This is a genomic window from Synechocystis salina LEGE 00031 (assembly GCF_015207985.1).
GTDB lineage: Bacteria > Cyanobacteriota > Cyanobacteriia > Cyanobacteriales > Microcystaceae > Synechocystis > Synechocystis salina.
In genome coordinates this window covers 1-11,992 of sequence record NZ_JADEVV010000030.1, presented here as the reverse complement: position 1 = coordinate 11,992, position 11,992 = coordinate 1, and the positions used below count along the sequence as shown (strand labels likewise).

At 48.5% G+C, this 11,992-nt stretch carries 12 protein-coding genes; 8 read left to right on the top strand and 4 right to left on the bottom strand.

Features of this window, described 5'->3' with window-relative positions:
• The first annotated feature begins 21 nt into the window (after nt 1–21).
• Nucleotides 22–1,689: a carbohydrate porin gene (locus IQ217_RS11340; protein ID WP_194020020.1), complete on the top strand. Its 1,668-nt coding sequence runs from the start codon at nt 22–24 to the stop codon at nt 1,687–1,689.
• A gap of 22 nt (nt 1,690–1,711) precedes the next feature.
• On the opposite strand, the gene psb35 is transcribed toward IQ217_RS11340, so the two are convergent.
• Nucleotides 1,712–1,999, bottom strand: coding sequence for a photosystem II assembly protein Psb35 (psb35, locus tag IQ217_RS11335; protein WP_194020019.1), 288 nt, complete (start codon nt 1,997–1,999; stop codon nt 1,712–1,714).
• 310 nt (nt 2,000–2,309) lie between these two features.
• Here psb35 and IQ217_RS11330 point away from each other — a divergent pair, with 310 nt between their 5' ends.
• The 3 genes from IQ217_RS11330 to IQ217_RS11320 all read left to right on the top strand — a co-directional run bounded on the left by IQ217_RS11330 (nt 2,310) and on the right by IQ217_RS11320 (nt 7,396).
• The gene (locus tag IQ217_RS11330; protein ID WP_194020018.1) at nt 2,310–4,613 is read left to right on the top strand and encodes a ribonucleoside-diphosphate reductase subunit alpha; all 2,304 of its coding nucleotides are present in this window, start codon (nt 2,310–2,312) and stop codon (nt 4,611–4,613) included.
• Between the two features lie 511 nt (nt 4,614–5,124).
• Complete coding sequence (gene sat, locus IQ217_RS11325; protein ID WP_194020017.1) at nt 5,125–6,297, top strand: sulfate adenylyltransferase; 1,173 nt, start codon at nt 5,125–5,127, stop codon at nt 6,295–6,297.
• A gap of 40 nt (nt 6,298–6,337) precedes the next feature.
• Nucleotides 6,338–7,396 (top strand): glycosyltransferase, encoded by a 1,059-nt coding sequence (locus IQ217_RS11320; protein ID WP_194020016.1) that lies wholly within the window; start codon nt 6,338–6,340, stop codon nt 7,394–7,396.
• Nucleotides 7,397–7,572: 176 nt separating this feature from the next.
• Here the strand turns inward: IQ217_RS11320 and IQ217_RS11315 are convergent, their stop codons facing one another.
• From IQ217_RS11315 to chlP, 3 genes are all read right to left on the bottom strand, one after another.
• Nucleotides 7,573–7,959 (bottom strand): PIN domain-containing protein, encoded by a 387-nt coding sequence (locus IQ217_RS11315; RefSeq protein ID WP_194020015.1) that lies wholly within the window; start codon nt 7,957–7,959, stop codon nt 7,573–7,575.
• Nucleotides 7,943–8,197 (bottom strand): type II toxin-antitoxin system VapB family antitoxin, encoded by a 255-nt coding sequence (gene vapB / locus IQ217_RS11310; RefSeq protein WP_194020014.1) that lies wholly within the window; start codon nt 8,195–8,197, stop codon nt 7,943–7,945. The genes IQ217_RS11315 and vapB overlap by 17 nt, the downstream gene beginning before the upstream one ends.
• Nucleotides 8,198–8,300: 103 nt before the next feature.
• A complete protein-coding gene (gene chlP, locus IQ217_RS11305; protein WP_190599512.1) occupies nt 8,301–9,524 on the bottom strand; it encodes a geranylgeranyl reductase in 1,224 nt (407 codons plus the stop codon).
• A gap of 382 nt (nt 9,525–9,906) precedes the next feature.
• Here chlP and IQ217_RS11300 point away from each other — a divergent pair, with 382 nt between their 5' ends.
• The 4 genes from IQ217_RS11300 to IQ217_RS11285 form a co-directional block, all read left to right on the top strand.
• Nucleotides 9,907–11,064, top strand: coding sequence for an iron-containing alcohol dehydrogenase family protein (locus IQ217_RS11300; protein WP_194020013.1), 1,158 nt, complete (start codon nt 9,907–9,909; stop codon nt 11,062–11,064).
• A gap of 16 nt (nt 11,065–11,080) precedes the next feature.
• Nucleotides 11,081–11,392 carry a DUF433 domain-containing protein gene (locus tag IQ217_RS11295; RefSeq protein ID WP_190599514.1) on the top strand — a complete coding sequence of 104 codons (312 nt, stop codon included), beginning with the start codon at nt 11,081–11,083 and terminating at the stop codon, nt 11,390–11,392.
• Nucleotides 11,393–11,743 carry a DUF5615 family PIN-like protein gene (locus IQ217_RS11290; protein ID WP_190599515.1) on the top strand — a complete coding sequence of 117 codons (351 nt, stop codon included), beginning with the start codon at nt 11,393–11,395 and terminating at the stop codon, nt 11,741–11,743.
• Between the two features lie 18 nt (nt 11,744–11,761).
• A partial coding sequence (locus tag IQ217_RS11285) for a lipopolysaccharide assembly protein LapA domain-containing protein (protein WP_194020012.1) occupies nt 11,762–11,992 on the top strand: 231 nt, incomplete at its 3' end.

Sequence of the window (11,992 nt, the reverse complement as noted above, 5' to 3'; positions counted from 1 at the left end):
GTGTAGGATTTAGGTTCAATCATGGTTACCCAATATTTTTTACAAAATCCCTGTTGTTCGCGGCTAAAAGTAAATTTAATGGCCTTGATTTTGGCCATTGCCCCAGGAATTTTTATGGGCTCCCAATCAATAGTTTGGGCTGGGACTATTTCCAATGGGGAGAAGGAAATATCAACATTGTCCGCCTTACCATTCATTCATAATCAAAAACAAAAACTAGAAATATTTCTTGACCAAACATCAGATTTTCAGCTTTCTGAAAGCCATGAAATTGATCGTTTAACAGTTTTAACTCCAGCGATGATCAAGCAGTGGCCAGAAGATTCCCTTAATTATGACAATTTAGTAGCAGACGATTTTATTGTTCCAGAAGAAATATCTAGCTCCACTAACCCATTAGAAAATCTAAAACCAGCCCATAGCAAAAGCCCCAGAAAAGTCATGGTGGGCATCAGTGGGAACCCGGCCGCATCCAACATGTTGGTGGGCACTGGAGAATTGGGTCGTTGGTTAGGATTGCCCGAAGATAGCCCCTTGCGACTTGGCGGTATTTTTATGGGTAATGTCAGCCAGCAAATTTCCGGCGGCAATCAGCCCGGTTCCACTGATTTGAATGGAGCATTAATTTTAGGTTTGGGGATAGATTTGGAAAAGGCAGTGGGTTGGAAAAATGCCTTTTTTGAAGTGGAAGGTTTGCAATATAACGGCCAACCGGTGAACTTGGCAGCGGGATCTGTCCAGGGTTATAACTCCATCGAAGCCGGCCCCCCATTAAATCGAACAGAATTGTATCAACTATGGCTTAATCAAACCTTTCTCGATGATCGCCTTTCTTTTCGGGTTGGTAAACTGATTCCTTCGATGAATTTTGGCTACGTGGGACGGCCCTTTGTTACTCAAACCGATCCGCAATTATTCACCTCCACCACCGGTTTACTTTATACTCCAGTTTTTGTCGGCCCTGCCATGTTGGGTTTTATTCCTGGTTACTACAATTCCGCCTTTGGTTTATATGGTGCTTGGAAATCCTGGGGCGGCCCTGGCGATAATCCTGCTACGCCCAACGGTTGGTATGGCCAAGCTGGTATTTACGATGGTAGGGGAGCGCAAGGAGTACAGACTGGATTGGTTTGGCCCAACTTTTCTGGCCCCCTATTCAAAGTGGCGGAAATCGGGGGAACCTGGACTCCCTACGCTGATGCGCCAGAAGTCGGTTGGGGGAGTGTGGCAGTGGGAGGATGGCGACAGAGCGGCCCGCTGACGGCCCCTGGGGGAGCATTTGAATCCCAAACTGGGGGCATGTATGCCTACCTAGTTCAAAAGCTGGGCAAATTTCGAGAGACTAAAGACCAAAATGGCGTTGTTGGTTTTGTCCAAGGTGGCTGGAACAGTTCCAGTACGGCCCTGATGCACAGTTCCTTTGGTTTCGGTCTAACCTTTATTGCCCCCTTTGGCGATCGCCCGTTGGATAGTTACGGCTTTGGGTTTTCCTGGGCCAGATTAAATGCAAATCCCCTGGCAGGCTATGGCTTTAACAGCTATGAAACGATGTTGCAGTTCTATGCCCAGTACCATTTGGTGGGCAATTTATTCATCCAACCCGTGCTAACGGTGTTGCCTACCCCCGGCGTGATGGGGGCAACGGGGCCCAGCATCAGTGGCACAGTACAACTCACTTTCCCTTTCTAGAAAATGGGGCTAACTATTCCGCCTAGGAATCGGCAGGGTTAGATTCTGACTCTCCACTTTCCCCCTCCAGAGTTGATGGAGATTCTGTCAGGTTTTCCGGGGGGGTAAATTGGGGTGGTTCCCCGTCATCACCCGTATTAATTTTCGGGATAAAACCTGGCCTCCGGGACCGTTCCCATCCCACCGGCCGCTTGGAGTTATACCAGGCCACCAAACCGATGGATACCGCCGCCACTAAGCCCACCACATACACCGCCACAAAATAGGTGGGAAACGTGCCAGCAACCGCCAGGATGGGTAGAGCAAACATATTTTTCAGGAAATAATGGTCGGGGGAATAACGAACCCAATCTTAACAAAAATTGTTATCGGGGCAATGGCTGACCCTGGGGTGATTTCAGACATTGAACAGCTAATTTTTGGCTTTTTTTTGCATTTGGTAACCAATTTAGCAATCCGATCCCCGGGGGAGTGGCCTATGATAAAGTGCCAGATGTGGAGTAAGATTAGTGTCGGCCACACCATATCTGTGGCTTAATTTATCTAAGCTCTGACCTCGGGCCCTTGACCCTACCGGTTTGTTCCGCTACCCTACGAAGTCTCCCTGACTGTCTTTTTCTATGCACCCCACCCTCATCAGCGCCCCCACCAGCCCCACCGCCAATGACACCCATACCTGCACCAGCCAGGGGTCACACCAGGGACATCGCATACAAGTGATCCGTCGGGATGGCTCCTCAACGCCCCTCAACATTGGTAAAATTCGGGCTGTGGTGGACTGGGCCTGTCTTGGGTTGGAAGTGAACTCCATTGCCCTTGAGGCTGGTTTAACTACCCGTCTGAGGGAGGGCATTAGCACTAGGGAGATTCAAGATAACTTAATTAGCTGTGCTTTGGAAATGTGCAGTCCCAACGAGCCAGACTGGCGCTATGTGGCTGGTCGTTTGCATGTTTGGAGCTTGTGGAAAGATACTCTGGTGCGGCGGGGATATCAATATGGGCAGTATCTGCGCACGGTGCAAACCAAGGTCACCAATGGGGAGTACGACTCCCGCATCTTGACCTACACCGAGGCGGAATTGCAGGAAGCGGGGTGTTGGATTAACTCTGACTGGGATACGGACTATGACTATGCGGGGGCAGTTTTATTAACTAGCCGCTATCTCTTGCCGAATGAGTTACCCCAGGAAGCTTTGCTGACCTGTGCTTTATTGCTAGCTTCGGTGGAAGCGCCCGATCGCCGTTTGCAATGGGCCCGGAGATTTTACGAATCCATTGCCGCCCGCCGCATTTCTTTAGCTACCCCCATCCTGGCGAATTTGCGGGTTCCTGGGGGGTCCCTCACTTCCTGCTTCATTGTGGCCATGGAAGACAATTTGGAAAGCATTTTTGGTGAAATTACTAATGCGGCCAGAATTTCCAAAAATGGTGGTGGGGTAGGGGTGAACGTTTCCCGCATCCGGGCCACTGGCAGTTGGGTAATGGGTAAGCCCAACGCTTCGGGGGGGGTAATTCCCTGGACAAAATTGCTCAACGATACGGCGATCGCCGTTAATCAAGGGGGCCGTCGGGCTGGGGCCGTCACAGTGGGGCTGGATGTGTGGCATTTGGATGTGCCGGAATTCCTGGAAATGCAGGCGGAAAATGGCGACCAACGGCGTAAAGCCTATGATATTTTTCCCCAACTAATCCTGCCCGATGAATTTATGCGGCGGGTCATTAACAAAGAAGATTGGACGTTGGTGGACCCCTACGAAGTCAGGGAAAAAATGGGCATTGAGTTGGCTGAGCTCTGGGGCGATCAGTTCACAGAAGTCTACCGTTCTATCGAAGCGGCCTTGGGGGAAACCATTACCCTCTACAAACGCATTAATGCACGGGAATTGTTTAAGCAGGTAATGCGTACTCAGGTGGAAACCGGGATGCCCTATCTTTCTTTTAAGGACACCATCAACAAGGCTAATCCCAATAAACACCAGGGCTACATCCCCGGCACCAATCTCTGTTGTGAAAGCTTTAGTAACGTCACCCCAGGGCAGGATGCCCATTGTTGTAACCTAGTCAGCCTTAACTTGGCCAATCTCGACCTCCAGGACATTGCTGGGGTCAGTCAAATTGCCGTGCGGATGCTGGACAATACCATAGAATTGACCGCGCCTCCCTTTGCCGATGCTAAGAGTCATAACCATAAATACCGCACCATTGGGGTGGGGGCCATGGGCTTAGCTGACTGGTTAGCCAAACGTCGCCTCAATTACGACCAATTGGCTGATATCAACCGTTTATTTGAAGAAATTGGTTATTGGTGTACCCAATCCTCCATGGAAATAGCCAAGGAACGGGGAGCCTACCCCGCTTTTGCAGGTAGTGATTGGCAAAAAGGCCTATTGATTGGCTCGAAGCCCGTTAGTTGGTTCCAAACCAATGCGGCTAAACCGGAACGGTGGGAAAAACTCTCCAACGACATCCAAACCCACGGCATTCGCAACTCCCACATCACGGCGATCGCCCCTAATACTTCTTCTTCCCTAGTGCAGGGTTGCACGGCCAGTATTTTGCCGGTCTATAGCCGTTTCTTTTACGACAAATGGGCCAAAGGTACTGTTCCCATTGCGCCCCCTTTCATTGGCAACTGTTTCTGGTTCTATCCTGAGAACAAAACCATGGACCAGCGCAAAGTGGTACAAGCCGTGGCGGCCATCCAGCAATGGATTGATACCGGCATTTCCATGGAGTTACTTTTCAACCTCAATGCGGGCATTTATTTTCCCGAGGAACCGGAAAGGAGCCTCAATGCCAAAGACATTTTTGACACCCTGGTAATGGCTTGGGAGGCCGGTTGTAAAGCCATTTACTATATCCGCACTGTGCAAAAGGATGACTTTAAGGATTCCTCCGATGGCTGTGTCGCCTGTGCTAATTAAGTGATCTAAAAGCTTGTTTGCCAACTCTAAAAATGAGACTAAATCTTCCTTGACAATCTTTAAATTCCTTACAAGGGCAGGATTAGTAACAAAACTCATTTAAAAGGGGAATTTTGGCAGATTTTCTCTTTATAGTCTTACTTTTTAAATGTCCCCTTAAATATCGGGCGAGAAAGACTAGTTTCCCCCAATAGGGCTGGAGGCTCCCATTCTGGTCCAGAATGCGTCAGATGTGACTGCGATATTAACCTCCATTAGTCCAGAATTTGTGGAGAAAAGTTCGTCCGGCTCAAGAAAATACTCACCAACACTGAGGGTAAACTGCACAACTTTGAATGGGTTTAGGTACCCGTCGTTAATACCTGCCTGACTGATTACACAGATTCCATCCCGGCGGCCTAACAAGATAGTGCCGCTAGTTGAGTTTTGTCGCCCCTCCATGGCAATCTAGTCTGGGGTTTAAACAATCACATTTTTGCCAATCACCTCCCCTATCTCTTACCAATTAACCATGACCACTTCCCTCGCAGCCATTGCCCCCCACGGCGGCCAACTGATCAATCGCCTCGCCCCGGAAGCAGAACGCCAGGAATTTTTGGCGATCGCCGATAAATTACCCAGGGTGCAACTGGATGAACGGGCCACATCGGACTTGGTGATGATTGCCATTGGAGGGTTTAGTCCCCTGAAGGGTTTCATGGAGCAGGACGACTACGAACTAGTGGTGGAGGAAATGAAGCTCGCCAACGGTTTGCCCTGGTCGGTGCCGGTGACATTATCCGTGACGGAGGAAGTGGCCGCCCCCTTAGAAGTGGGCAGTTGGGTCCGATTAGATAACAGCGCCGGCAAATTCATTGGTGTGTTAGAACTAACCCAAAAATATCACTACAACAAAGCCCACGAAGCTAAAAATGTTTACCGCACCGATGACCAGGCCCATCCTGGGGTAAAGGTGGTCTATGACCAAGGCCCCATTAACCTCGCTGGTCCCATTTGGTTACTGGAACGGGAGCCCCATCCCCTGTTTCCCAAATATCAAATTGACCCCGCCGCCTCCCGCCAATTATTTGCTGAACGGGGCTGGAAAACCATTGTTGGCTTCCAAACCCGTAATCCCATCCACCGGGCCCATGAATACATCCAAAAATGTGCTTTGGAAGTAGTAGACGGCCTCTTTCTCCATCCCTTGGTGGGGGCAACTAAGAGTGATGACATCCCCGCCGATGTGCGGATGCGTTGCTACGAAATCATGTTGGATAATTATTTCCCCAAGGATCGGGTGATTCTGGGCATTAACCCCTCCGCCATGCGCTACGCTGGGCCCCGGGAAGCCATTTTCCATGCTCTCATTCGCAAAAACTATGGTTGTACCCATTTCATTGTCGGTCGGGACCACGCTGGGGTGGGGGACTACTACGGCACCTATGATGCCCAGGAAATTTTCGACGAATTTGCCCCGGAAGCGTTGGGCATTGTGCCGATGAAGTTTGAGCACGCTTTTTACTGCAAAAAGACCCTGCAAATGGCTACCACTAAAACCAGTCCCAGCGGCCCGGAAGACCGTATTCACCTTTCTGGTACTAAAGTTCGGGCCCTGTTAAGGGATGGACAATTGCCGCCGCCGGAATTCTCCCGTCCTGAGGTAGCCCAGGAATTAATTCGGGCCATGCAGGGGGAAAGCTAGAAGGAGTAGGGTAACTCACCCTTTATCCTCGGGCATTGATATGCGCCTACTATTTGTTTCTAGTCCTGTCAGTTCCCTCAATTCTGGACGATTGGGGGGGGTGGCTCTGAATTTAAAAAACATCACCCGCACCATGGTCAGTCGGGGCCACAAGGTCAAAATTGTCGCTCCCACTGGCTCGGCGATCGCCGGTTTACCGGTGCAAGAAATTGCTGGGGCGTTGCAACCGTTAATTCCCCAACCCACGTACCATGACCCGGTGCTGATGCCAGAGGATGCGACGGTGGCCCACATGTGGGACTACGTCAGGGAAGTGGAGCAAAATTATGACCTAATAGTCGATTTTGGCTACGAATGGTTACCTTTTTACCTCTCTCCTTTTTTGCAGCGGCCAGTGTTGCACTATGTTTGTATTAGCTCCTGGAATGCGGTCATGGACCAGGCGATCAACCGGGTGGCTAAGCTCTGTCCTGGCACGCTGGGGGCCCACACCCAAGCCCAGGCCCAAACCTACTCCGTGGCAGATTCCTTCCGCATTTTGAGCAGCGGCATTGATTTGGCCCAATACCAATTCGTTCCCCAGTCAGGCAAAACTTTAGCTTGGGCCGGTCGCATTTCCCCCGAAAAGGGCTTAGAGGACGCTTTTGCTGTGGCGGAAATCACCCAGTTACCCCTCCAGGTATTTGGTTATCTCCAAGATGAAAAATATTGGCAATCTCTGCAAAGGGACTATCCCCGGGCCCAGGTGGAGTATGGCGGATTTTTACCCACGGAGGAATTTCAGCAGGCTTTGGGACAATGCCAAGCTTTACTAATGACCCATAAATGGGTGGAAGCATTGGGGCGGGTAGCCTTGGAAGCTTTTGCCTGTGGGGTGCCGGTGATTGCCTATGACCGGGGTGGTCCCCAGGAAATTGTCGAAACGGGGACAACTGGATTTTTGGTTACTCCCGACGATGTGCCGGCGTTAGCCACCGCCGTGGAAAAAATAGCCACCATCGATCGTCATCACTGTCGCCAAGTAGCTGAGTCCCGTTATTCCCTCACTGCCTATGGCGATCGTCTGGAGCAATGGTTTGAGGAAATACTCAACCCGTAAACGGAAACTGTTGAGAAGACCAACAACTCTGGCCAAAACAAAAGGGCAGAGCCGAATCTTAGTCCAGCATCCATTACTCCTCAAGTTCTTTTAAGTATGTATAATCTGATGATGAATTATATCTTTCTAATTTATCCTCAGAAATCATACAACAAAAAGTAAAAATTCTATCTTCTTTATAACTCTAGTATTTTGACAGGATACTGCTTAAATTTAGAATCTTGGCTTACTAGGGTCATAGAACGGTTAATCGCTTGGGAAATCAAAATTCGATCAAATGGATCTCGATGATGTAGGGGTAAGCTTTCATTACATAAAGTATCCGAAAAAGTAATGTCAATAATTTTAAAATCGTTTTCCCTCAAATTTTCCTTAAGCTCACAAAAAGGCCTATCTAATAAAAGTTTTCCTAGTCCCACTTTGATAGAAACTTCCCACAGACTTGCCATGCTAGCATGAAGTTTATTTTGGGGATTTTTAATTACTGGGATTAGATTACGGTTCAAATTTGTGTTTCCTTCCAGATACCAGAGAATAATATGAGTATCAAATAGAAGTTTCACTTGACATGTATTCCTTAAAATCATCCAAAGGCTCATCAAAATCATCAGCAATATGAATTTTTCCCTTCCAACTACCAAAGCCTTTAAGTCTTCTTTTAATTTTTTCTTCTGAAGTTTCTCCCTGTATTTTTTTAGAAGTATCGACGAGACGTTCTATATACTCTAAGGTTTTTTGTTTTAATGGTTCAGGTAGTTCATCCCAAATTTCGATTAATTTTTCGCTAGATAAGTCTGACATAATAAATAGGATGGATGAGAAGATTAGAATTTTATTAAAAAGAGTGAGCCGAAACCCACTCTTCCATCTTACTGAAAATTAACAAATTGGTTATTTTAAGGTGCTAAGGTGCTAAAGCGTTACCCCGGAGCAAGCTACCGATGGTTTTAGCAGTGATTTTCATTTGCACTAAAGGATTGGCAGGCACCACGGTTTTGTACAGGTAGCTATCAAAGGTTAGCTTTTGCACATCAATGTCGGAACACATTTCCACAAAAGCTTCCCTGGTGGCATCGGTGCGGTAGAAGACCCGTTGCAGAATATCTAAAACCAAATACGTTATGCCGTAACGCTTATCCCATTCCTTGATGTAGGTTTTGAGATCGGCTTCGGTGGGAATCCGTTGACCATTATTGCTGGTGGCAACGATAGTTTCGGCGCACATACGGGCAGATTTGGCCGCAAAGTAAATGCCCTCCCCAGAGGATTTGGTCACGGTGCCAGCGGCATCTCCTACTAGGGCGACCCGACCGACTACCCGGCGGGGCCGGGGATGTTCAGGAATGGGATGGGCTTCTACTTTAATGATTTCTCCGCCTTCGAGCTTTTTGGCGGCCCGGGTGCGAATACCCGCTTGTAAATCTTTAATGCGGGCTTTGTTCACCTTCATGGTGCCGGTACCCACTGCCACGTGGTCATATTTGGGGAATACCCAGGCGTAGAAGTCCGGGGAAACGTCATCCCCTACATACATTTCCGCTAATTCGTCGTAGTAGGCCATTTTGTCTTCCGGCAGACGAATCCGTTCCTGAAAGGCAATGGCGTAGTTATAGTCGCCGGCATCGATCGCCTTGGCAATGCGGGAGTTAGCGCCGTCAGCTCCAATCACCACATCCACTTTTAGGGTTTTCATTTCCCCAGTGGTGCCACCCACGCTGTGGTCAGCATAGTGGAGGGTGTAGGGATCGCTTTCTTTGCTGGGAATGTCAAGTTTGTAAACGGTGCCGTTAATTACCTTAGTACCTAGTTTTTCCGCTCGTTCCCGCAGAAACCCGTCCAATACTTCCCGGCGGCACATGCCGATATATTCATCGTCCTTGAGGGTTTGGCCAATGTTGACCTCGATGTTGGAGGGAGAGATCATTTTCATCTTGCGCACCCGGCGGTCAATAATTTCCGGGGGCAGATCAAACTCATCCACCATACAGAGGGGAATTGCCCCACCACAGGGTTTGGCGTTGTCTAGCTTACGCTCAAACAGGTAGGTTTCAATTCCGGCTTTTACTAAAATTTCGGCGGCGGAAGAACCAGCGGGGCCCCCTCCAACGACTGCTACCCGTAATACCAAAGCCTTTCTCCTAAATTTCTTTTAATAAAAAAAGTGAGCGAGCACGGATCGCATCCTATCACGGTCTTTTTGCTTAGGGGTAGGCGATCGCCGCTGGGATGGCAAAGTTGCAATAGAGCTTTACAAAGCCGTTACAAAACTTCACGCTAAACCTGGTCACCATAGCATTGACCCAGTTTTAACTATTGATTTGGCCGGGGTGAGCATGAGAGCTTTACGGTTGGAGCAGGGGAGGAGGCAAAAAGATTCTTTTTTTCTCTAGAATAGTTTTGAGCCGATTAATACCAGTGATTTTCCCGAATCAATAGCCCAGGGCTAGGCTGGCATAACCTGGTTTCAAATTGAATTTTGGCAACTATTGCGACTAAATAAACCTGCGACTATGGCCTCATCAATCTCCCTTGTTACCCAACCTTTGGCTTCCATGGCGATCGCCCCCACGGTGGTGATTCGTAGTGCCTTGGCCCAGGCGGGGACACATTTGCAAAAATTGGGGAGCAAGGGTCTGGTGGTGACGGGCAACCACACCGCTAAGCTGGGGTCAAAGTCTTTAGAAATATTGCAAAAAAGTTATGGCCTGACCCTCCCTCTTGCCAGCTATTTACCTGACTGTGCCGAGTCTTCCCTAGAACAGTTGCGGCAACGGGTTCACCAAGAACAACCAGATTTTATCCTTGGCATTGGGGGAGGCAAAGCCCTGGACACTGCTAAGCTGTTGGCCCATCAAACCCAATTGGCGATCGCCACGGTGCCCACTTCTGCTGCTACCTGTGCAGGTTGGACGGCCCTGGCCAATGTTTACAGCGAAACCGGGGCTTTCCTTTATGACGTGGCCCTGGACCGTTGCCCTGATTTATTGATTGTGGATTATGAATTGATCCAACGGGCGGAACCGAGGTTACTAGTTGCTGGCATTGGGGATGCGATCGCCAAATGGTATGAAGCTTCTGTCAGTAGTGGCCAATCCAGTGACACCTTCACCGTAGCCGCGGTGCAACAGGCCCGCATTTTAAGGGATATTCTCCTGCAAAAGTCCGCTGAAGCCCTGGCCCATCCAGGCAGTGAAACTTGGCGGGAAGTGGTGGATGCCAGTTTGTTAATGGCGGGGGTAATCGGTGGTTTGGGTGGGGCCAACTGTCGTACCGTTGCAGCCCATGCTGTCCACAATGGTTTAACCCAATTGCCCCAGGCTCACCACGCTCTCCATGGGGAAAAAGTCGCCTACGGCATTTTGGTGCAGTTACGCCTAGAGGAATTGGTCAGCGGTAATCAACTGGCGGCCACTGCCCGCCGGCAATTGTTAAGCTTTTACGATCAGATTGGTTTGCCCAAAACCCTGAAGGATCTGGGTCTAGGACAAATTTCCCTGGAGGACTTACGACAGACGGCGAACTTTACCTGTTTACCCAATTCGGACATTCACCGTTTACCCTTTACTGTGACCCCAGAAATTTTAATGGCGGCCATGGTTTCCACGCTGGTGGAGGAACAAGGTGCTCGTCAATTATTTGCCCAAATTCAAGATAATTCCGGTCTTTAAATGTGAATGATCAAAAATGTTAACTGTTACTAATTATCCCCATATTCGTAAAGTAGACGACCAGCCAGCCCATCTGGAAAGATTGCCTCGCATTCAAGTTGCCCATATTGTTATGGACTATCTTTCCCACGGTTGGTCTGTGGATGAAATGTGCCGCCAACATCCCTATCTAAAGCCTTCGGAAGCATATTCCGCCATGGGCTATTATTTTGATCATCAAGAAGAAGTTGATCAACAGATTCAAGAACAGTGGCAGTCAATCCAGGAAGCAGATTCTCAACCAAAATCACCTTTTTACTCTCGTCTGAGAAGTAGAGGTATTTTATAAGTGACAGTTAATATTTATTTAGATGTCCATGTTCCTCTGGCGATCGCCGATCAGCTACGCCGTCGAGGAGTAGAGGTTTTGACTGCATTTGAAGATGATGCTTGTGAGCTTACAGACAATCTACTTTTAAAAAGGGTAACTGAACTTGGATATGTACTTTTTACCCAAGATATTCGCTTTAGAGTGCTGGCTGAAACTTGGCAAGTTGAAGGAGAAAGCTTCGGTGGTCTAATTTTTGGACATCAACTAGGAGGAACTATTGGTCAATTTGTTAGGGATCTTGAGCTAATTGCAAAACTTTCTGAGCCAGATGAATGGATAAATACAGTGGAATATATTCCTTTTAAATAGTTAATTGATTAAGGGATTATGCAAGGTTTACTACTCATTTTTTTGATAGGAACAGGATTAATTTTTTTCCTGCAAAATCGACAACCCATACAAGTAAATTTTTTCGGCACCACTGCTGAGTCTGCCCTAGCTAGCTTTACCTTGCCCCTGGGGTTGTGGGTAGTGCTATTCCTGACCCTGGGAGTTTTAGCCAGCGTGTTGATCAATGCCCTGGGTTCCCTCGGTCAGCCCAAAGCCAGACCCCAAAAC